Source organism: Sorangium sp. KYC3313, assembly GCF_052075895.1.
GTDB lineage: Bacteria > Myxococcota_A > Polyangia > Polyangiales > Polyangiaceae > Sorangium > Sorangium cellulosum_B.
Window position 1 is genome coordinate 12,286,922 of record NZ_CP197255.1, and the last position, 22,769, is coordinate 12,309,690.

At 72.2% G+C, this 22,769-nt stretch carries 7 protein-coding genes and 1 tRNA gene; 5 read left to right on the forward strand and 3 right to left on the reverse strand.

What is annotated here, in order from left to right; genetic code table 11:
• The first annotated feature begins 202 nt into the window (after positions 1-202).
• Positions 203-11,767, forward strand: coding sequence for an amino acid adenylation domain-containing protein (locus ACSRUE_RS46750; RefSeq protein ID WP_441289194.1), 11,565 nt, complete (start codon positions 203-205; stop codon positions 11,765-11,767).
• Between the two features lie 36 nt (positions 11,768-11,803).
• On the opposite strand, the gene ACSRUE_RS46755 is transcribed toward ACSRUE_RS46750, so the two are convergent.
• Together ACSRUE_RS46755 and ACSRUE_RS46760 are read right to left on the reverse strand one after the other, a co-directional pair.
• Positions 11,804-16,864, reverse strand: a complete 5,061-nt coding sequence (locus ACSRUE_RS46755; protein WP_441289195.1) for a protein kinase domain-containing protein — start codon at positions 16,862-16,864, stop codon at positions 11,804-11,806.
• A gap of 148 nt (positions 16,865-17,012) precedes the next feature.
• Positions 17,013-18,173: a M20 family metallopeptidase gene (locus tag ACSRUE_RS46760; protein ID WP_441289196.1), complete on the reverse strand. Its 1,161-nt coding sequence runs from the start codon at positions 18,171-18,173 to the stop codon at positions 17,013-17,015.
• 145 nt (positions 18,174-18,318) lie between these two features.
• Here ACSRUE_RS46760 and argB point away from each other — a divergent pair, with 145 nt between their 5' ends.
• Both argB and ACSRUE_RS46770 read left to right on the forward strand, forming a co-directional pair.
• Positions 18,319-19,173 (forward strand): acetylglutamate kinase, encoded by an 855-nt coding sequence (gene argB, locus ACSRUE_RS46765; protein ID WP_441289197.1) that lies wholly within the window; start codon positions 18,319-18,321, stop codon positions 19,171-19,173.
• A gap of 78 nt (positions 19,174-19,251) precedes the next feature.
• A complete protein-coding gene (locus ACSRUE_RS46770) occupies positions 19,252-19,728 on the forward strand; it encodes a hypothetical protein (protein WP_441289198.1) in 477 nt (158 codons plus the stop codon).
• On the opposite strand, the gene ACSRUE_RS46775 is transcribed toward ACSRUE_RS46770, so the two are convergent.
• Positions 19,671-19,961, reverse strand: coding sequence for a hypothetical protein (locus ACSRUE_RS46775; RefSeq protein WP_441289199.1), 291 nt, complete (start codon positions 19,959-19,961; stop codon positions 19,671-19,673). The genes ACSRUE_RS46770 and ACSRUE_RS46775 overlap by 58 nt on opposite strands.
• Positions 19,962-20,164: 203 nt before the next feature.
• Between ACSRUE_RS46775 and ACSRUE_RS46780 the strand changes: the two genes are divergently transcribed.
• Positions 20,165-22,318 (forward strand): hypothetical protein, encoded by a 2,154-nt coding sequence (locus ACSRUE_RS46780; protein ID WP_441289200.1) that lies wholly within the window; start codon positions 20,165-20,167, stop codon positions 22,316-22,318.
• A 315-nt stretch (positions 22,319-22,633) separates the two neighbouring features.
• A tRNA-Ala gene (locus tag ACSRUE_RS46785) sits at positions 22,634-22,706 on the forward strand.
• The last annotated feature ends 63 nt before the right edge of the window (positions 22,707-22,769 follow it).

Below are 22,769 nucleotides of genomic sequence, written 5' to 3' on the forward strand. Positions count from 1 at the left end.
TTGCGCGCTCGGGAGGAGGAGCGCCATGTCACCGAGGACATCGCTGAGCCGACAGCCGGCGCGCGAGCGAATGGAGTGCCTGACAACCTGCATGGGTGCCGCCTACGCGGCGCGCGTGAGCCCATTGCAAGGGCCTCTCCGAACGCTCGGAGCGGGAGGAGGGAGGTGCTCTCTAACATCAACGGACAGGAGGGCATGCGCCATGGTTGAGCTGACGTACGCGCCACTTTCCTTCGAGCAAGAGACGAAATGGCTCCTTGCTCGAGTCCATGGTCCCGCGCCGGTCATCCATGAAGGCGGCGCGGCCTGGCTCGACGGGGATCTCGATGTACCCAGATTGCGCCGCGCCGTCGAGGAGATCGCGGCGCGCCACGAGCCGCTCAGGACCTCCTTTGTCGAGCGCGAGGGAGAGCCCGCGCAGGTCGTCAGGCCCGCGGTGGCGATCGACCTCGGAGAGGTGGACCTGGCCCCGGACCTACAGCCCACCTCGGACGAGGCGGCGCTCGCGGCCGCCCGCGAGGAGGCCGCTCGCCCCTTCGATCTCGAGCGTGCCCCGCTCTGGCGGGTGACGCTCATCCGGGCGCACCCGCGCCGCCACCTGGTCGCGCTGTCCATGCACGGCCTCGTCTGCGACGGCGCCTTCAGCGTGGGGCTGTTCTTCTCGGAGCTCTGCGCCCTCTACCATTCCATGACGCCTCCGGCGCTGCCCATGCGTTATCAGGACCACGTCCGGCGGCAGCTCGACCGCGCCGCCGGCGATCGCCTCGACGCGCGGCTCGACCACTGGACACGGGAGCTCGCCGGCGCGCCGACTGCCCTGGATCTTCCGACGGACCGGCCGCGGCCCGCCGTGCATGCCTTCGACGGAGGGTCGGTCGAGCGCGCGCTCGACCCGTCGCTCCTCCAGCGCCTCGAAGCGGCGGCCCGGGACGAAGGAGCGCGCCTGTTCACCGCGCTGCTCGCGGGGATGCTGGCTGTCCTGCACCGGATCACCGGCGAGGAGGATGTCTTGATCGGCACGCCCCTGCCCGGGCGCGATACGCCGGACGTCCGGGAGCTCATCGGCCTCTTCGGCGGCCCGGTGATCGTGCGGGGCAGGTTCGGCGCACAGCCCTCGTTCCGACAGCTCCTGCGCCAGGTACACCGCTCCATCGAGGAGGGCAGAGCGAACAGCGAGGTTCCCGCCAGGGCGCTGCTGGAGAAGCTCGCCGCGCCGCGCGACCCGGGCCGCACGCCGCTCGTCCAGGTCCTCTTCGCGGCGGCGCCCCCGAGCCCCCCGCCGTGCAATGGGCCGCTGCTGACGCTGACCCGGACGAACCTCGTTCTGCCGTACGTCGGTCATGATCTCGTGGTGAGCGTCGAGGACGCCGCCGCAGGGGTCGTCGCGAGGCTCGATTACCGCCGCGATCTCTTCGAGCAGGCGACCGCGGTCAGGCTGCTCGAGCACTGGCAGGCGCTGCTCGGCGGCGCTGCCGAGGCCCCCGATCAGCGGATCTCGGATCTGCCTCTCCTGTCGGCCGACGCGCGGCGCCAGCTCCTCGTCGACTGGAGCAGCGGCGCGGCGACGGCCCCGCCGCGCGAGCTGGTCCACGAGCAGGTCGAGGAGCAGGCGCGCCGCGCCCCTTCCGCCGCCGCGGTGGCGTTCGAAGGCGAGCGGCTCACGTACGCCGAGCTGGATCGGCGGAGCAACCAGATCGCCCACTTCCTCAGGAAGAGCGGCGCCGGGCCTGGCGCGCTCGTCGGCATCTGCCTGGAGCGCTCGCCGGACATGATCGTGGCCGCGCTCGGCGTGCTCAAGGCGGGGGGCGCGTACGTCCCGCTCGACCCGGCCTATCCGGCGGCTCGGCTCGCGTTCATGCTGGAGGACGCGAAGGTGTCGGCGCTCCTGACCAGCGACGACCTCGCCTGCCGCGTGCCGAGCCGCGGGCTCCGCGTCGTTCGCCTCGACGCGGATCGGGCGATGCTCGATCGCGAGCCCGTGGACAAGGTGCCTCCGGCCGCTGGCCAGGCGCCGGACGACCTGGCGTACGTGATCTACACGTCGGGCTCGACGGGCCGGCCGAAAGGGGTGCTCGTGGAGCACCGCGGGCTCACCAACCTGGTCGCCTGGCACAGGCGGCGGTTCGCCCTGTCCAGCACGGATCGAACCACCCTCATCGCGAGCCCGGGCTTCGACGCCTCGGTCTGGGAGACGTGGCCCGCGCTCTGCGTCGGCGCGTGCCTGTACATCCCCTCCGAGCCCCTCCGCCGCTCGCCCCTGGAGCTCCAGCGGTGGCTGATCGAGCAGCAGATCACCGTCTCCTTCGTCCCCACCCCGATCGCCGAGGAGCTGCTGCGCCTCGACTGGCCCGCGCGCTGCTCGCTGCGCGCCCTGCTCACCGGCGGCGACAGACTACGGCGCTGGCCTCACCGCGCCATCCCCTTCGAGGTCGTCAACAACTACGGCCCCACCGAGGCCACCGTCGTCACCACCTCCTGCGCCCTCCCCAGGGACGCCCACGACGACCGCGCCCCCTCACGCGAGCCGCCCATCGGCCGGCCCATCGACAACGTGCGCGTCTACATCCTCGACCCGCGCCGACAGCCCGTCCCCGCCGGCGTCCCCGGCGAGCTCTACATCGGCGGCGACGGCCTCGCCCGCGGCTACCTCCACGACCCGGAGCTCACCCGCGAGCGCTTCCTCTCCGACCCCTTCTCCGACGCGCCCGGCGCGCGCATGTACCGCACCGGCGACCTCGTCCGCTGGCGGCACGACGGCGACATCGAGTTCCTCGGCCGGCTCGATCACCAGGTCAAGATCCGCGGCTTCCGCCTCGAGCTCGGCGAGATCGAGGCCGCGCTCAGGCAGCACCCCGCCCTCGACGACGCCGTCGTCCTCGCGACCGACGACGCCCACGGCGACAAGCGCCTCGTCGCCTACGTGGTCCCGACGCGCGGCGACGGAGCCTCCGCGCGAGGAGTGGAGAGCGTGGAGGCGTCGCCGGCGGCGCTCCGCGCTCACCTCCAGGGCAGGCTGCCCGAGTTCATGGTGCCGTCCGCCTTCGTCGCGCTCGACGCGCTGCCGATGACGGCGAACGGCAAGGTCGACCGGGCGGCGCTCCCGGCCCCCGGCCCCGCGCGGGCCGCGCTGGCGCACGCCTTCGTCGCGCCTCGCTCTCCCGTCGAGCGGGCGCTCGCCGAGATCTGGCAGGAGGTGCTGCGGCAGGAGCGCGTGGGGGTGCATGACAGCTTCCTCGAGCTGGGCGGCAGCTCTGTCCATGCCGTGCGGCTGCTCTCCCGGGTGCGCAGCGCGCTCGGGGTCGAACTCGCGTTCCAGGAGCTCTTCCGCCGCCCGACCATCGCCGAGCTCGCGCCCCTCGTGAGGCAGGAGCCCGCGGCGCGCGGGGCCGAGCGCGCGATCTCGCCCGTCCCGCGCCTCGGGCCGCTGCCCCTGTCCTTCGGGCAAGAGCGCCTCTGGTTCCTCCAGCGGCTGGCGCCGGAGAGCCGGGCCTACAACTGCTTGTTCCCGTTCCGCCTGCGCGGGCGCGTCGATACCGGGGCGCTGGACAAGAGCCTCCGCGAGCTCGCGCAGCGGCACGAGATCCTGCGGACGACCTACGCGGAGCGCGACGGGCGGCCGGTCCAGATCATCGCCCCGCAGGGCTCGTTGCAGCTCAACGTGATGGATCTCCAGCACCTCTCCCCGGAAGAGCGGGAGGTCGCGGCGCACCAGCGCATCAACGCGGAGGCGCAGACCCTCTTCGACCTCGAGCGAGGCCCCCTGCTCCGGGCCTGCCTGCTCAAGCTCGGGCCGGAGGACCACGTCCTGTGGCTCCACCTCCATCACATCGCGACCGACGGCTGGTCCATCGAGCTCGCGTTCCGCGAGCTCGCCATCCTCTACGACGGCCACCGCCGGGGCGCCCCCGCGGCGCTGCCCGAGCTCGCGATCCAGTACGCCGACTTCGCCGCGTGGCAACGCGAACAGATGAGGGACAGCGCCCGAGCAGCGCTGCTCGCCTGGTGGAAAGAGCGGCTGCTCCACGCGCCGCCCCTGCTCGATCTGCCGAGCGATCACCCGCGGCCGGCGATCCAGAGCCTGCGCGGCGCCACCGTCTCCTTCCGGATCGACGCGCCGCTCGCGGAGCGCCTCGGGGAGCTCAGCGCCCAGCGGGGCATGACGGTGACGATGGTCCTCATGGCCGCCTTTGCCGTCCTGCTGCACCGCTACACGCAGCGCGACGACCTCTTGATCGGAATGCCGAGCGCCAACCGGGCGCGCATGGATCTCGAGGAGATCATGGGCTTCTTCGTGAACATCGTGCCCCTGCGCGTCGATCTGTCCGGCGACCCGAGCTTCGACGAGCTGCTCCAGCGGGTGCGGCAGCTGTGCCTGGAGGCCTACGAGCACGACATGCTGCCCTTCGATGTGCTCGTGCAGGAGCTGAGGCCCGAGCGCAGCCCGGGCTACAACCCGGTCGTGCAGATCGCCTTCGCCCCGCAGAGCCCCGCGGAGCGCGATCTCGCGCTCGCCGGGGTCGAGGTCCGTCCCATCGAGGCCGACGCCAAGAAGACGATCTTCGACCTCTCGCTGTACTCCTGGGAGAGCCCCGGCGGCGTGACGGCGATGTTCGAGTACAGCACCGATCTCTTCGACCGAGCGACGATCGAGCGGATGGCGGAGCACCTGCTGACGGTGCTCTCCACCGCGGCCTCGGGGCCGGATCAGCCGGTGTCGTCGCTGCCGCTGCTCACGCGCGTCGAGCAGCGGAGGCTCGTGATCGAGATGAACGACACGGCGGTCGATCCTCCAGGAGACCGGTGCGTCCTCGACCTGTTCGAGGAGCAGGCGGCGCGCGCGCCGCATGCCTTGGCCGCCGTGACCGACCGCGGCTCGTTGACGTACGGCGAGCTCGATCGCCGGGCGAACCAGCTCGCCCACCGCCTGCGCGAGGCCGGCGTGGAGCCGGGGACGGCGGTCGCGATCCACGCAGAGCGGTCGCTCGCTCTCCTGATCGGCATCGTCGGGGTCCTCAAGGCTTCCGGGGCGTACGTCCCCTTCGGCCCCGAGAGCTCGAGCGAGCGGCTGGAGCTCATGCTGAACGACTCCAGGGCGCCGGTGCTCATCACCGGGGCGCGCCTCGCCGACCGCATCCCCGCGTTCGGCGGCGTGGTGATCCGCCTCGACGCCGACGGGCGGGCGCTCACCGGGCAGCCTGATTCGGCGCCGCCGAGGAGCACGGGCCCCTCCGACCCGGCGTATGTCATCTACACGTCGGGCTCGACGGGCCGGCCGAAAGGGGTGCTCGTGGAGCACCGCGGGCTCACCAACCTGGTCGCCTGGCACAGGCGGCGGTTCGCCCTGTCCAGCACGGATCGAACCACCCTCATCGCGAGCCCGGGCTTCGACGCCTCCGTCTGGGAGATGTGGCCCTCGCTCTGCTCCGGGGCCTGCCTGTACATCCCCTCCGAGCCCCTCCGCCGCTCGCCCCTGGAGCTCCAGCAGTGGCTGCTGGAACAGCACATCTCGGTCTCCTTCGTCCCCACCCCGATCGCCGAGGAGCTGCTGCGCCTCGACTGGCCCGCGCGCTGCTCGCTGCGCGCCCTGCTCACCGGCGGCGACAGGCTACGGCGCTGGCCTCACCGCGCCATCCCCTTCGAGGTCGTCAACAACTACGGCCCCACCGAGGCCACCGTCGTCACCACCTCCTGCGCCCTCGCCAGGGGCGCCCACGACGACCGCGACGCCTCACGAAAGCCGCCCATCGGCCGGCCCATCGACAACGTGCGCGTCTACGTCCTCGACCCGCGCCGACAGCCCGTCCCCGTCGGCGTCCCTGGCGAGCTCTACATCGGCGGCGACGGCCTCGCCCGCGGTTACCTCCACGACCCGCAGCTCACAGAAGACCGCTTCCTCCCCGACCCCTTCTCCGACGCGCCCGGCGCCCGCATGTACCGCACCGGCGACCTCGTCCGCTGGTTGCACGACGGCAACATCGAGTTCCTCGGCAGGCTCGACCACCAGGTCAAGGTCCGCGGCTTCCGCCTCGAGCTCGGCGAGATCGAGGCCGCGCTCAGGCAGCACCCCGCCCTCGACGACGCCGTCGTCCTCGCGACCGACGACGCCCACGGCGACAAGCGCCTCGTCGCCTACGTGGTCCCGACGAGCGGCGGGCAGCCCGCGGCGCACGACGCGAGCCTCCAGGCGGGCCACGTCACGGAGTGGCGCGCGCTGTACGACGACACCTACGCGAAGGACACCGCCGTCACCGATCCGGACCTCGACATCACGGGCTGGAACAGCAGCTACACCGGCGCGCCCATCGAGGCGGCGGAGATGCGCGCGTGGCGCGATTTCACGGTCGAGCGGATCCTGTCCTTCCAGCCGAAGCGGGTCTGGGAGATCGGCTGCGGGACAGGCCTCCTGCTCCTGAAGACGGCGCCCCGCTGCGAAGCCTACCTGGGGACCGACTTCTCCGAGCAGGCCATCTCCCTGCTCCGCCCCAGGCTCGCCGCCGGGGCGTATGCACACGTGACGCTGGCGCGCCGCGAGGCCAACGACTTCAGCCACGTCGAGCCCGGAAGCTTCGACGTGATCGTCCTCAACTCGATCGTGCAGTACTTCCCCGGCGCCGACTACCTGCGATCGGTGCTCGAAGGCGCCGTCCGCTCGGTCGCCCCCGGCGGGCTCGTGTTCATCGGCGACGTGCGGAGCCTCCCGCTCCTCGAGGCGTTCCACGCGTCGGTGCAGCTCCACCGGGCGTCGCCGGATACCGCGGCCGAGGAGCTGCGTGGCCGGGTGCGGCGGGCGCTCTCGACCGAGGAAGAGCTCGTCGTCGCGCCCGACTACTTCCGCGCCCTGCACGGCCGGATCCCGGGCGTGAGCCAGGTGGAGATCTGGCTCAAGCGCGGCCACGGCGCCGAGGAGATGACCCGCTACCGGTACGACGTCGTGCTGTTCGTGGGCGCGGCGGCGGAGCCGGCCGCGATCGCGCGATCGATCGGCGGGCCGGCGCCGGCGGACATCGATGAGATCGAGCGATCGCTGCGGGAGGACCGCCCCGAGGCGCTGGAGGTGCTGGGCATCCCGAACGCGCGCGTGCACGCGGACGTCGCCCTGGCAGCGGCGCTCTCGACGGCGAGCGGGACCAAGGAGGACCTCTGCGCCGCGGGCCCCGCGCGCGCCGGCGCCGCGATCCAGCCGGAGGCGCTCTGGGAGCTCGGCGGCAGGCTGGGCTACGCGGTCCGCGTCACCTGGTCGCGGACCGGAGGCCCCGAGCGCATGGACGTCCTCTTCGAGCGCGACGGGGATCCTCGGAGGCCGCGCGCCCTCCTCGGCGCGAGCGCCGCCGAGGGACAGGCGCGCTCGCCGCTGATCAACGACCCGCTCCGCGCGAAGCAGGCGCGCGCGCTCCTCCCGGCCCTGCGGGCGTTCCTTGCGGCGAAGCTCCCCGAGTACATGGTCCCGGCGATCTTCGTGAAGCTCGACGCGCTGCCGCTCAACGCGAGCGGGAAGGTCGATCGGCGCGCGCTCCCCGCGCCCGAGCGCCCGACGCCGAGCGCCGAGCCCAGGACCGCCGCGCCGGCCTCGGACATCGAGGCCGTCCTGAGCGAGATCTGGCGCAAGGTGCTCGACCTCGACCGCGTGGGGCTCGATGATCGGTTCTTCGAGCTCGGCGGCCACTCGCTCCTGCTCGTGCAGGTCCAGGCCGCGCTCCAGGCGCGCCTCGGCCGGAGCGTGCCGATCGTGGAGCTGTTCCAGCACCCGACGATCCGCAGCCTGGCCGCTCACCTCGGGGCGGCCTCGCGGGCCGCGGAGGCAGACGAGACCGCGGCGCCGGCGCCGCCGACGCGCCCCTCGAGCAACCGGGCCCCCGCGCCGGAGCGCAAGGCGGCGCCCGCGAACGCCGTCGCGATCGTCGGGATGTCGGGGCGCTACCCCAGGGCGCGCGACGTCGACACGCTCTGGTTCAACCTGCGCAACGGCGTCGAGGGCATCCGCTTCTTCACACCCGAGGAGCTGGAGGCCTCGGGCGTCGATCTGGAGCTGATCCGCGCGCCGAACCTCGTGCCGGCGTGCGGCGTGCTGGACGACGCGATGTGCTTCGACGCGCGGTTCTTCGGCTACAGCCCGAACGAGGCGATGCTCATGGACCCGCAGCACCGAATCTTCCTCGAGTGCGCCTGGGAGGCGATGGAGAGGGCCGGCTACGACCCGCTCTCGTGCGAGCAATCGGTCGGCGTCTTCGCCGGGAGCGACGCCCCGCTGTACTGGCTGGAGCGCGTCGGCATGCCCAAGGCGCCGCTGAGCGCCGAGTACTACCGGATCCTCACCGGGAACGTCAGCGACGGCCTGACGACGCGGGTGGCGTACAAGCTGGGCCTCCGCGGGCCCGCCGTGACGGTGCTGACCGCGTGCTCGACGTCGCTCGTCGCGGTGCACCTGGCCTGCCAGAGCCTCGCCACGAAGGAGTGCGACATGGTCCTCGCGGGCGGCGTCGTGGTCCTCCCGCCGACGCGGCTCGGCCACGTCCACGAGGAGGGCTCGCTCGCGTCGCCGGACGGCCACTGCCGGCCGTTCGACGCCGACGCGCAGGGGACCGTGGCCGGCAGCGGCGTGTCGGTGGTCGTGCTCAAGCGGCTGGAGGACGCGCTGCGCGACGGCGACCACATCCACGCCGTCATCCTCGGATCCGCGATCACCAACGACGGCTCGCGCAAGGTCGGCTACGCCGCGCCGGGTACGGACGGGCAGGCGCAGGCGATCCTCAAGGCGCACGCCGCCGCGGGGGTGGAGCCGGAGAGCATCACCTTCGTCGAGGGCCACGGGACGGGCACCAGGCTCGGCGATCCGATCGAGGTCGCCGCCCTGTCGCGCGCCTTCGGAAATGGCACTGACAAAGTCGGGTTCTGCGCGCTGGGCTCGGTGAAGAGCAACCTGGGGCACCTGGGGGCGGCCGCCGGGGCCACCGGGCTCATCAAGGCCGCGCTCTCGCTCGAGCACGAGCTGATCCCGCCCACGCTCCACTTCCGGCGCCCGAACCCCGAGCTCCACCTGGAGAGCAGCCCGTTCTTCGTCAACGCCGCGCCGCTCGCCTGGAAGCGCGGAACGCGCCCGCGCCGCGCCGGGGTCAGCGCCTTCGGGATGGGGGGCACGAACGCCCACGTGGTCCTGGAGGAAGCGCCCGCGCTGGAGCCGTCCGGCCCGTCGCGGGCTTGCCAGCTGCTGGTCCTGTCCGCGCAGACGAGCGAAGCGCTCGAGGGCATGACGGATCGGCTGGCCGGGCACCTGCGGCACGCGGCGCACGTCTCCCTCCCCGACGTCGCCTTCACGCTCCAGCAGGGGCGGGCGCGCTTCGCGCATCGCCGCGCCGTCGTCTGCCGCGAGCCGGTCTCGGCGGCCGCCCGCCTGCGAGCGCGCGATCCCGCCCACGCCTTCGGCGACGTCGCCGAGGGCCGCGCGCCGAAGGTGGTGTTCCTCTTCCCCGGCGGAGGCTCCCAGCGGGTGGACATGGGGCGAGAGCTGTACGGGAGCGAGCGCGTCTTCCGGGAGAGCCTCGATCAGTGCGCCACGCTGTTCCAGCGCGCGCTCTCCATGGATATCCGGGCGCTGCTCTTCCCGGGCCCCGAGGAGCAGGAGCGCGCGGCCGAGCAGCTGCGCGCCCCCTGCGCGAACATGGCGGCCATCTTCTCGACCGAGGTCGCGACGGCGCGGCTCCTCCTGTCGTGGGGCATCCGCCCCGCGGCGGTCAGCGGACACAGCCTGGGCGAGTACACCGCCGCCTGCGTCGCGGGCGTGCTGTCGCTCGAGGCCGCGGTGACGCTCATCGCGGCGCGCGGGCGCCTGTACGAGCAGCTGCCCAGGGACGTGGCGACGCTCGTCGTGCATCTCTCCGAGGACGCGCTGCTCGATCGGCTCGGCGACGGCCTCTCCCTGGCCGCCGTCAACGGCCCGGAGGTGTGCGTCGTCTCCGGGACGTTGCCGGCGATCGAGCGCCTCGAGCGGGAGTGCGCGCGCGAGGGCCACGAGACCCGGCGCTTGCCGATCGCCACGGCGGCGCACTCCTCGCTCGTCGGCCCGCTCGCGGACCGCTTGACCCAGCTGGCGGCCTCCCTGGAGCGACGGGCGCCGCGCATCCCGATGCTCTCGAACCTGACCGGCACGTGGATGACGGACGCCGATGCCCAGGATCCGTCCTACTGGGCTCGGCACCTCCGGGGGACCGTCCGCTTCGGGCGAGGGCTCGCAGCGCTGCTCCTCGACCCGGAGCACGTCTTCGTCGAGGTCGGGCCCGGGCGGACGCTGTCCACGCTGGCGAGCCAGCACCCCGACGCCGGCGCGGGGCGGCTCATCCTCACCACGATGGCGAGCTCGGGCTCCGATCGGACGGACCTGGAGGCGCTGCTCGCCGCCGTCGGCCAGCTCTGGTGCGCCGGCGCCGACGTCGACTGGGCGGCGTTCTCCCGGGACGAGCGGCGCCGGCGCGTCCCGCTGCCGACGTACCCGTTCAAGCGCACGCCGTACGTGCTCGGCGCCTCGCGCCCGGCGCTTGCGACGGCGGCGGCGCCCTCGTCGGCGCTCGACAGCGGCGACGCGGCGTCGCGCCCGGCGCCTGCGACGGACCGGGGCGACGCGAGCTCCGAGCAGAGGGCCGGGGCGCCTGCGGATCACGCGGCGCGCGCGCTCGCGGGCATCTTCAGGGAGGTGCTCGGCGTGGCCAAGGTGCGGCCGCACGACAACTTCTTCGACCTCGGCGGGGACTCCTTGAGCGCGATCGCGGTGCGGACCCTGATCAAGGAGCGGCTGAAGGTCGAGCTCTCGGTGCACACGCTGCTGGAGCTCCGCACCGTCGCGGCGCTCGCCGAGCACATCCACGAGAGCCAGCCTTCGAGCGCCGCCGCGCCGCCCACCCACAGGAGCGCCAGCGTGGCGTCGGGGCGCGGGCGCGGCCGGCTCACCGTCCCGCTCCACGTCGGGTCGCACCGCAAGGGGCCGCTGTTCCTTGTGCAGCCCATCGGCGGCACGATCTTCATCTACCGCGAGCTGGCGCGGCAGATGGGCGCCGAGCTGTCCATCTACGGGATCCGGGCGTCGGGGATGGAGCCCGACGAGCCCGTCTTCACCGAGATCCCCGCCATGGCGGCGCGGTACGTTCAAGAGCTGCGCGCCGTCCAGCCGGAGGGCCCGTACCTCCTGGGCGGCCACTCTGCCGGCGGCGTGATCGCCTACGAGATGGCGCAGCAGCTCCTGGCGGAAGGGAAGAAGGTGCAGCTCCTCCTGCTGGACACCGGATCCCTGGCGGCCGCGCGGGGCGCGTCGATCGAGAGCGCCGACGACGTGCTCCGGCAGCTGATCGGGCTCAAGGACGCGGCCCCCAAGGCGTACCAGGGCTTCGTCGCCGCGCTCCAGGAGGACGCGCCGTTCCGCGCCATCGTGCTGAGCACCTGGCGCGCCATGACGCTCTACGAGCCGCGCCCGACGGAAGCCAGCGTCCTGTTCGTGCGCGCGCGCGAGCAGCTCGACGCGAGCGAATCCGACGACGTCGACTACTGGAGGGACCTCACCCGCGGACGGTTCGTCATGCACCAGGTCCCGGGCAACCATTTCACCATGATGGAGCCGCCTCAGGTCGCGTCCGTGGCCCGCGTCGTCCGGGCGCACATCACGGCGCAGAGCCGCGTGCGGGCCAGGATCCCCGAGAGCACCGCGCGTTCGGGGTTGAGCCGATGGAGCTCCCGGAGAAGCGGCCCGGACAGCAGCCCCGACAGCGGAGAGGCGAGGACCTGAGCCGGTCGAGCCGGCGCCGCGCTCAACGCGCGGCGCTCAACGCGCGGCGCTCTTCACGAGGCCGTCGGTCCTCCCGGTCCTCTGCAGCGCGTACGCGATGCCGCTCTGGAGCGTCCCCCGCGTCACGATCTCCCTGAACTCGATCTGCAGGCCCGTGAGGGTCGTCGCGACCTCGGGGCGGATGCCCGTGATCACGGCCTGCGCCCCGAGCATCCGGAGGGCCCTCGCCGTGGCCATCAGCGTGCTCGCGACGTCGCTGTCGACGAGCTTCACGCCGGTGATGTCGATGATCACGACCTCGGCGCCGTTCGACTCGACCCCGTGCAGGGCGGTGCTGAGCGCCTGCTGGGCCCGCGCGCTGTCCATCATCCCGATCAGCGGCATGACCATGATCCGGTCGGTGATCGGGATGATGGGGGTGGACAGCTCCGCGAGCCGGTCGTTCTGCACCCGGATGATCTCTTCCTGCAAGGACAGGCGCTCCCGCTCGCTCCGCTCTCGCCCGGCGAACTCGACCCCGAGCCGCTGCTCGGCCTCCTGGAGCGCCGCCGTGCGGTGCTCCAGGTGCTCGTAGAGCAGCGCGTTCTCCACGGCCGTCCCGGCCTGCGTCAGAAGGAGCCTGACGAGCTCCTGCCGCGCCGGCTTGAAGGTGCTCGGGGCGAGCCGGTTCTCCAGGTAGATGATCCCCTTGGTCCGGCCCTGGTGGACCATGGCCAGGCACAGGATCGACCTCGGGGCGTACGCGGCGATGTACGGGTCGCCCGCGAACCGGGACTCCTGGGTCGCGTCCGCCAGGATCACGGGCTCCTTCGTCCTCGCGACGTACTGCACGATGGAGACCGGCACGTCGGCGCTCCCCTCGAGCGGGGCGGCCAGGCCCGCCCGGAGCGAGCTCGGCTCCGCCGTGACGACCGCCTCGACGAGCAGGTGCTGCTCGCGCTCGAGGATGAGGGCGCCCTTCTGCGCGCCGGAGTTCTTGATGACGATCTCCATCAGCCGGCTCACGACGCTCTCCAGGACGACCTCGCCCGCGAGCGCCTGCGCAGCCTGGATGACCGCTTCCACGTCGAGGATGCTGGTGCTGAGCCGCGTCGTCGACGTGGTCTGCGCCCTGCCGGAGCGCGACGAGGCGACCACGCTGCGCGGCCCGAGGAGCCCTCCGTCGGCGGGCACGAGGTGGGGAGCGACCCGCGCCAGGCTCTCCACCTTGGCTGTCGCCCCCCACAAGAGGTACGCGTGGTAGGCGTCCGTCATGAAGGCCCGAGCGGACCGGAGCAGCCCCTCGGCCTCGTACAGCTTCGCCGCGATCTCGTTCGCGATCGCCTCGTCGCGCACGAACCGGCTCGCCCTCGCCGCTTCGATCGCCTTCTCGTAGAGCATCATCGCGTCCCGGGTCCTCCCCGAGAGGCGCGCCACCTCGCCCGCCACGAGGGTGCTCTTGTGGGCGTAGTTGGACGGGCTCAGCTCCGCCCAGTGGTTCAGCTTCGCCTCGAGCCTCGCGATCGCCTCCATGTGCTCTGCCCGCTCGCCGTCCGACGCCCCGTCGCACGACGCCGCGAGCGTCAAGCAGCCGAAGAACACGATCTCCGTCGCCCAGGCGTGGGTCGTCCACCCCACGCTCTGCCGCTCGGCCGTGGCCAGGAGCGAGCGCGCGGACGCGTAGTCCCCGTGGAGGTAGCTCAGCTGGAGCTTGAAGGCGCTGTACCAGCTGGCCACGTAGCCGAGCTCCGGCCCCTCGATCGACCTCGTGAACTCGGCCTCGTCGAACGACCCGCCGCTCAGGGAGTGCCCCCCTTCGGTTCGACCCGTGAGGTTCGCGACCACCTGCTTCGCGCAGACCAGGCCGTGAATCGTGGTCAGGTCGCCGATCCGCCGCACGAGCGCGAGGTTCTGCTCGATCTCGTCCGCGAGCGCGTCCAGATCGTCGCCGAGGTTCAGCTTCGCCGCCGCGATGTGCATGCAGCAATACGACGCATAGACCAGGTCGCCGCTCGCCAGCCCGGCCTGGCGGGAACGCCCGAAGCAGTCGATCGTCGCCGAGAGATGCTCGAACAGATGGAGTGTCGCCGCGAAGTAGATCAGCAGCTTGCAGGTGAGGCGAACGTTGTTGAGCTTCTCGTTGAGCGCGATCCCGAGCTTCGCGAACTCGTACCCTTCCTCGTATCGCTGTGGGTTGTCCCGGAACAGGGGCAGATCGTTCCCCAGCATGCTGCCGAACGAGACGTACCCCAGGGCGGACGTGGCCGAGTTGCCGTGCTTTATCGACAGGTTGATCTGCTTGACCACCACGAGCAAGGCGAGGGTGGGATCCACGGCGTTCGCCGGCGTCGCCAGCTCGGCCAGGAGGCCCAGGGTCATCTGTGTCTCCTCGCTGGAGGCCAGCGGCAGGTCGATGAGCTCGGCGATCGCGCGCCCCTCCAGGCTCGCGCGCAAGGCGGCGAGCTCCGCGCGCAGCATCACCTCGCGCTCCTCGGCGGCCTGCGGGAGCTCGACCCCGAGGAGCCCGAGCGCCTCCAGCGCCTGGTCTATCACCCGGTTGATCTGGCCGAGCATCAGGTAGAAGGTCATGCGCAGCACGCAGACCTTCGCGCGATCCAGCGTGCTCTTCGCCTGGGTCGCGAGGACGTCGAACAGCGGCTCGGCCGCCTCGAAGCCGCCGCTCAGGCACCTGCACTCCGCGAGCTCGGCGTGGAGCGCGAACGCGAGCTCGTACTCGCTCTTCCAGCTCTCGGCGTCGAGCAGCGATGTCCCGATCTCGAGGTAATGGACCGCGGCGTCATAGGCCGCCCCCATCTTCGCCCGCTTGCCGGCGTCGAGGTTCAGCCGCGAGAGCGCCCGCTTCTCGCGATCGTCCGTGATCAGGGAAACACCCCTGTTCATGTGGCCCACGATGTCGAACAGCTCGGCCTCGGACTGTTCTCGCCTGCTGTCCTCCAGCATCAGCCGCCCGATCTGGAGGTGCGCCGCCTGCTTGTCCGCGTCGTCCATGAGCGCGTAGGCGGCCTGCTGCACGCGATCGTGCAAGAACCTGTAAGAGACGTTGAGCTCCTCGCCGGAGCCGTCCTCCGCGACGGCGAGCTCACCGTCCATGGCGATATCGAAGAACCTGGACTCCGCGTCCACGGGGAGGATGAAGCCCTCGCGGAGCACGCCCCAGAGCTCGCGGGCCGCCTCCAGGCGCGACCGCCTCGTCACGATCGCCAGCGTCGTCAGGTCGAACTGGTGGCCGACGCACGCCGCGAGGGAGAGGATGCGCTGGGCGCGCTCGGGCAGCCGGCGCATCTTGCCCACCATGAGCTCGACCACGTTCTCCGAGGCCTTCGCCTCGCGGATGCGATCGATGTCCCATGTCCACGAGAAGCCGCCGGGGTCGAACGAGAGGAGCCTCTCGGCGTGCAGGCTCTTCATGAGCTGGCTCATGAAGAACGGGTTGCCCCGGGTCTTGTCGAAGACGAGCCTCGCGAAGGGCTCCGCGCGGTGAGGATCGCAGCTCAACGTGTCGGCGACGAGCTGGTTCACGTCGGCGAAGGCGAGCGGCTTGAGCGTCAGCTCGCTCACCGCCGCCGCCTTCTTGCGGAGCTCCCCGAGGACCACGGAGAACAGGTGGCTCGCGTCGACCTCGTTGTCGCGGTACGCGCCGATCATGAGCATGTAGGGGATCCGCGCCTCGGCCGCGATGGTCTGGAGGAACTTGAGCGACGCCGCGTCCGCCCACTGCAGGTCATCGAAGAAGAGGACCAGGGGGCGCTCCTTGGAGGGGAAGGCGCGGCAGAAGTTCTGGAGCGTCAGCTGGAACCGCGCCTGCGACTCGGTGGGGCCGAGCGCCTGGACGGCCGGCTGAGGGCCGAGGAGGAGCTCGAGCTCCGGTATCAGATCGACGAGGAGCTGCCCGTTCGAGCCGATCGCCGCCGCCAGCCTGCGCTTCCACTGCGCCAGCGCCTCGGCGGACTCCGCCATGATGTTGCGGATGAGCTCCTGGTAGACGTGCGCGACGGCCGCGTACGGCGTGGTCCGGTTGAGCTGGTCGAACTTGCCGGTCGCGAAATACCCTCTCTCGCGAACGACGCTCTTCTGGAGCTCGTTCACGAGGACCGACTTGCCGATCCCGGAGTAGCCGGAGACAAGGACGGATTCGCTCCCGCCCTGCCTCGTGCGGACCCACGCGTCGGAGAGGAGCGCGACCTCGGTCTCCCGGCCGTAAAGCTTCTGAGGCGCCCGCAGCTCATCGACGTAGTCGTATCGGCCGGCGGGGAACGGCTCGATCTTCCCCTTCGCGGAGAGCTGCGACGAGCACTCTTCCAGGTCGACCTTGAGCCCGTGCGCGCTCTGATACCTGTCGTCGGGGCTCTTGGCGAGGAGCTTCATCACGATGTCGGAGACGGCGCTCGGCACCGCGGGCGACACGGTGTGCGGCGCCGGCGGGGTCCGCGCGATGTGGCTGTGCACGAGATCCATGAGGTCCGTCGTCCGGAAGGGGAGGACGCCCGTCACCATCTCGTACAGGGTGACGCCCAGGGAGTAGAGGTCCGTGCGGCGATCGATGACGACGTTCAGCCGCCCGCTCTGCTCCGGCGACATGTAGGCCAGGGTCCCCTCGAAGGACGCGAAGCGGTTCGCTTTATGGGCTTCCTGCGACAGGCGCGTCGCGCTGCCGAAATCCGTCAGCTTCGCCTCCAGCGTCTCCGCGTTGACGAGGATGTTGTGCGGCTTGACGTCCATGTGAGTGACGCCTCTCCGATGGATCGACTCCAGGGCGTCCGCGATCGAGATCGCGATACGGAGCGCGTCCTCCAGCTTCAGCTTGCCCGCGCTGATGAGCTCGTTGAGCGGGCGCTCGCCCGCGTCCTCCATGATGAGCGCCAGGCTGCTCCCCACCATCTCGATCCCATAGACCCTCACGACGCCCTGCAGCGCGAGGTCTCGGGCGATGGCGTATTCGTACTTGAGCTTCGCGATCTCGACAGGCAGCGGGCGCTCGCTCTTGAGCCGCTTGATCGCCACCGGGGAGCGGTCGCTCTCTCGAACCCCCCGGTAGACCGTCGTCGCCGAGGATTCGTGGATGACGCCCGTCAATGTGTAAGCTGCCCCACTTGCCATAAATACATTCTCGCGGGTTCGGGTCATGGCAGCAAGGGAATCCCTTACAGGCGCAACCTGACGGAGCCGCCCAGGTGATCCACTGGGGTCGGACGTAGCAGCCCGCGGCAGGCGAGCGTCGGCGTCGCGCGCGCCGCCCGTCCGCCCCTCAGGCGCGCCGGCCCAGCAGGAACGCCGCCAGCGCCTCCGCCTTCGGGACCAGCGTGCCCACCTCGAGGAGCTCGTCCTTCGTGTGGAAGCCGCTCCCCCGCGGCCCCAGCCCGTCGATGGACGGGATCCCGATCTCGGCCGTCGAGCTGGCGTCGGATCCGCCGCCGAGGAGGGGCGCCTCGGCGTCGCCGAGCCCCGCCGCCCGCGCGCAGGCCGCGTACTCACGGCAGAGCGCCGCGCTCGCGTCGGTCCGCGCGAGCGGCGACCGCGCGATCTCGCCCTCGACCTGCACGGCGGTGCCGGGCACCTCGGCGGCCGCCTCGCGCGCCGCCGCGGCGAGCGCCGCCAGCATCGCCTCGCCGTCCGCGCGGCTCACGAAGCGGAGGTCGACCTGCGCCTCCGCCGCGTCGGGCACCGTGTTCCTGCCCTGCCCTCCGCTCACCTTGCCGACGTTGACGGTCACCCCCCGCCCGTAGTCGGTGAGCTGCTGCGCCCGGTCGACGAAGCGCGCGAGCGCCCAGATGGCGTTCGCGCCCTGCCGGTGCGCGTTGCCGGCGTGCGCCGCCTTGCCCGTGGCCCTCACCGTCGCGCCCCCCGTGCCCTTGCGCGCGGTGATGATCCGGTCCCCCTCGCGCCCCGCCTCGAACACGAGCGCGCACGCGGCGCCCGCGAGCTCGCGCTGCAGCAGCGGGCGCCCCTCGGGCGACCCGACCTCCTCGTCCGCCACGATCGCGAACCGCACCGGGATCGCCGGCAGCGCGCCGATCCGCTCGAGCGCCCTGAGCGCCTCGATCACCACCACGAGCCCGCCCTTCATGTCGAGCACGCCGGGCCCGCGCGCGAGCTCCCCGTCCAGGCGGAAGCCCTCGAAGACCCCCGGGGGGAACACCGTGTCGAGGTGCCCGACGAGGGCGACGTGCCCCGCCGGCGACGCCTTGGCCGCCTCGCTCTCCGCCACCCAGTGCGCCGCGTAGCGCGCGCTCGCGAACCGCCGCACGCACAGGCCGGGGATCGTCGAGAGCTCGTTGGCCAGGACCTCGCCCACCGCGTCGCCGCCGCGCGGGTTGTCCGTGAACGAGTTGAGGTTCACCAGCCGCTCGAGGAGCGCGAGCATCGGCTCCGCGCGGCCGGACAGCGCCTGTCGGAGGGCCTGGATCACCGCGCCAGCATGCCACGGAAGCCACGGAGGGCCGAGCGCCGCCCGCGCGGGGTGGCGCCGGCGCCCGCCCGCGCTGCCACCCCGCGCGCGCGCCGGCGACCTCTGCCCTGGCCGCAGCAGAAGTGGTACGTGTGTCCCTCATGAAATGTCCCAGAGCAGCGCGGAGGCGCCCGTGACCACGGCGACGGGCCCGCTCGTCATCAAGCTCGGCGGCGAGGTCGTGGGCGGCCCTGCCCTCGCCATCCTCTCCAGCGACCTCGCGGCGCTCACCCGCGCGGGCGCGCGCGCGATCGTCGTCCACGGCGGCGGCGCGCAGGCCACCCGGCTGCAGGAGCGCCTCGGCATCCCCGTCCGGCAGGTCGCCGGTCAGCGCGTCACCGACGCCGACACGCTCGACGTCATGAAGATGGTCGTCGCCGGCAAGCTCAACGTCGACCTCTGCGCCGCGCTCGTCGCCGCGGGCGCGAGGCCTGTGGGGCTCCACGGCGCGAGCGGGCCCGCCCTCTCGGCGGTCAAGCGGCCGCCGCAGGTCTACGCCGGCGCCGGGCCCGAGCCGGTGGACCTCGGCCTCGTCGGCGACATCACGGGCGTCGATCGCGGGCTGCTCGAGCTGCTCGGGGGCGGCGGCTACTTGCCCGTCCTCGCCTGCCTCGGGGCCGGCGCGGACGGGCAGGCGTACAACATCAACGCCGACACGGTCGCCAACCGGGTCGCCGTCGAGCTCGGCGCGGCGGGGCTCTTCCTCGTCAGCGACGTGCCGGGCGTGCTGCGCGACGTCTCCGATCCCGCCTCGCGCATCCCGAGCCTCACGGTCGCCGAAGGGCGCGCCCTCATCGCGAGCGGCGCCGTCACGCGCGGGATGATCCCGAAGCTCGAGGAGTCGTTCGCCGCGCTCGCCGAAGGGGTCCGCCGCATCCACATCCTGGGGCGGCTCAAGCCCGGCGATCTCGCGCGCGAGGCGAGCGAGCCCGGCGCGATCGGCACCGTGCTCGTCCCCTGAGCCGCCCGGCGCGCCTCGCCCGAGCCGGCCGCGCGCCGTATGCTCTGGCCTCGTCGCCGTATGTCCTCCGCCTCATCGATGACGGACGCCGCCCTCGGGTTCGCCGAGGCGCACCGCGAGCAGCTCGCCATCGGCGTGGGCGTGTGCCTCGCCAGCTTCATCGCGGGCATGGCGCTCGTCACTGTCGTGCTCGTCCGGCTGCCAGACGACTACCTGGAGAGGCAGGAGGAGTCGCCCTTCCTGGAGGGGCGTCCGGCCTGGGTGCGCGGGGCGGCGCGCGTCGGGAAGAACCTGCTCGGCGTGATGGCCGTCACGCTCGGGATCCTGCTGTCGCTGCCCGGCGTCCCCGGTCCGGGCGCGCTGGTGATCCTGATCGGCGTGATGCTCCTCGACATCCCCGGCAAGCGGCGGCTGGAACAGCGGCTCCTCGGGGCGCCGCGGGTGCGCGCCGTCGCCGACCGCGTGCGCGCCCGCTTCGGCCGCCCTCCGCTGCGCGTTCAGGCTGGCGCCCGCGGCTCTTCACCCGGCTCACCCGGCTCACCCGGCGCGCCCTGAGCGCCGCGGGCGCCCTGCGCGGGCGCCGCCGGCCCTCCCTTCGGGGCCGCGGCGCGCCGCCGGAGGTGCCACCCGAAGAGCGCCGCAGCGAGCGCGAGCGACAGCCCCGCCGAGATCCACTCGCGCGGCGCGAGCAGGATGCAGCCGGCCACGAAGGCGCAGCTCGCGAGCGCGAGGCGCTCTTCAGCGTCGGGCGCGTCGGGCGCGTCGGGCGCGTCGGGCGCGTTGGACATGGGGCACACGTCGCCCTCCTCGTTACCGTCCCGCGCCGCGCGCATCAAGCACGCCGTGCCGTCGCGATCCTGCCCACAGGGCGTGACCCGTCGCGCTCGCGCGTCGCGCTCCTGGTCGCCTCGTGCGGCGCCCGCGCGGTTGCGGTAGGTAGGGGATGGGAACGGCGAGCGCTCCGCTCGCGCAGCATCGATCTCGACGCCTTATGAACGCAAAAGACGATCGCGACGAGGGTGGGCCCGAGGGCGCGCTCCGGAACGAGGACCCCGGCGAGAGCCGCGAAGCAGGCCCGGAGGCCGCCGCCGCGAGCGGCGCGGGCGACGGCGCAGCGCGCGCGGCGCAGCGCGACGGGGCCGCCGGGGACGACGGCGCCGCGGAGGGCGGGCACGACGAGGAAGACGGCGCGGCGCCGGAGCCGCCTCCGCGGCCGCGCGGGCCCTCGATGTGGGACATCCTCCGGGACAGCTTCTTCACGTTCGACCGGCGGACGCTCGGCTTCACGCGCATCCTGCTCGGCTTCTTCCTGATCGGCGACCTGTTCCGCCGCAGCTGGGCGTGGTCCGACATGTTCGCGGACATCGGCGTCCTGCCGAACCACGTGAACCTCTGGCGCCCGCAGGGCGGCGGGAACTTCTCGCTCGTCAACGCGTTCTCCACGCCGGGCGAGCTCTGGGTCCTCTGGGCCGTGATCTTCGCCACCTACGTCTGCCTGCTCATCGGCTGGAAGACGAAGCTCATGCAGGTGCTCTCGCTCGTGTTCGTCACGAGCATGAACGGGCGCGTCCTGCTCATCGAGAACGGCGGCTACGTCGTCCACAACCTGCTGCTGCTCTGGACGTGCTTCCTGCCGCTGGGCGATCGCTTCTCCGTCGACGCGCTCCTCGCGTCGCTGAAGCGGAGCCGCGAGCGGACCGCGGACGATCTGAACGACCGCTCCACGCTCGACGACCCCCGGAAGCCGGACGCCTATGTGACCGTCCTCGGGCCCGTCCTGCTGATCCAGCTCTCGGCGATCTACTTCTTCAACGTGGTGCACAAGACCGGCCCCGCCTGGAAGAACGGGACCGCGGTCCACTTCGTGCTCTACGTCGACCGGATGGTGACGCCGATCGTGGCGGACATCCGCGACTACGCGCCGAACTTCCTCATCCTGTTCATGACGAGGATGGTGATCTCGTTCGAGGCGGCCATCCCGGTGTGCCTGCTGTCGCCCCTCGGCCGGGTGTGGGCGCGGCGGCTCACGCTCGTGATGATGAACCTGCTCCACGTCGGGTTCGGCACGACGTTCGTGCTGGGCCCGTTCGCGTGGGCGCTCTGCGTGTTCTCCACGCTCCTCATCAGCCGCGAGGACTGGGAGATCGCCGCGCGCACGATGCGGCGCGTGCATCGGACCCGCGTGGTGCTGTTCGACCCGCGCTCGCCGGGCGCCGTGCTCGCCTGCCGCGTGCTGAAGCGGATGGACCGGTTCGGCCTGCTCACCTTCGAGGCGTCGAGCTCCGCGCCCTACGGGCTCGCCGTGCGGCGTCCTGGCGGCGAGGCGGCCGAGGGGGCCGCGGCGCTCGCCGACGTCATCGCGGCGATCCCGCTCGGCCCCGCCGTGGCGTGGGCGCTCCGCCTGCCGCTCGTGCGCGACGCGGCGACCGCGGCGATGGCGGCGGCGCACCGCCGCAGCCTGGGCCGGGCGCTCGGCGCGCGGATCCCGGAGCGCTCCGAGATCGCGCCCCCGCCGGCGCCGCTCCGGCTGGCCGGCCGGAAGGTGCTCGCGACGTTTCGCGAGCTCGCCGTGCTCGTGATGTTCGCCGGCGCGGTCAACCAGGCGGCGGTCGAGCTCTGGGTCATCAAGAACCGCTGGAAGGTGCCTCACCCCGAGCCGACGCGTGTCCTCTCGCAGAAGCTCCGGTTCCTCCAGGGCTGGTTCATGTTCTCACCGAACCCCGTGATGGACGACGGGACGATCGTCGTCGACGCCATCACGGTCGACGGCCGCCACATCAACCCCTTCACCGGCGAGCCGCCGAACTTCGACCTCCTGCACGCGAAGAGCTTCGCGTACACCCAGATCTGGTGCGACTACTTCGCCCGCATCAAGCTGCCGGCGAACACCGCGTACCGGGACGCGATGAAGGAGTACATCTACCGGTACCCCGAGCGCACGGGCCGGCCCGAGGACGCGATCGTCTCCGGGGAGGTGTACTGGGTGAAGGACTGGAACCCGAAGTGGGGCAGCACGCAGAGCTACGGGGAGGAGCGCGAGAAGCTCTTCCTCTTCCAGAACCCGAAGGCCCAGGCGCGCGCGCAGGCGGAGCCGGCGCCCGGCGCGCCCGGCGCGCCCGCGGCGCCGCCGAGCCCTGCCAACTAGCGCTGCTGCGGGAAGTCGGCCGGGGAAGGGAACCGCCAAGCCGCCAAGGACGCCAAGAAAACCGGGGAATAGGGCGGATGCCCGGACGGCCCCCTTCCCCCTCTCCCCCTTGGCGTCCTTGGCGGCTTGGCGGTTTTTCTGCCGCTCCGGGGCAACCTCCTGCAGTCGTGCTCGGGCGCGGGGAACCAGGGGAAGCAGGGGGACCTGGTGGGGCGCCCAGGGTCCTCCCCAACGACTGACCGGCGGTGGAGAAAAACCGCGATCCATGCTTGACAGCGGCGCCCCGGCGAGTAGAGTCCGCGCTCTCGAAAGCGAGGGCCTGTAGCTCAGTTGGGAGAGCGCTAGAATCGCACTCTAGAGGTCGCAGGTTCGATCCCTGTCAGGTCCACCCTCGAAGCAGCTCAGTTCTCTTTCTTAGCCGTTCTTCTTAATCTCCCCGCAATCGCTCTTC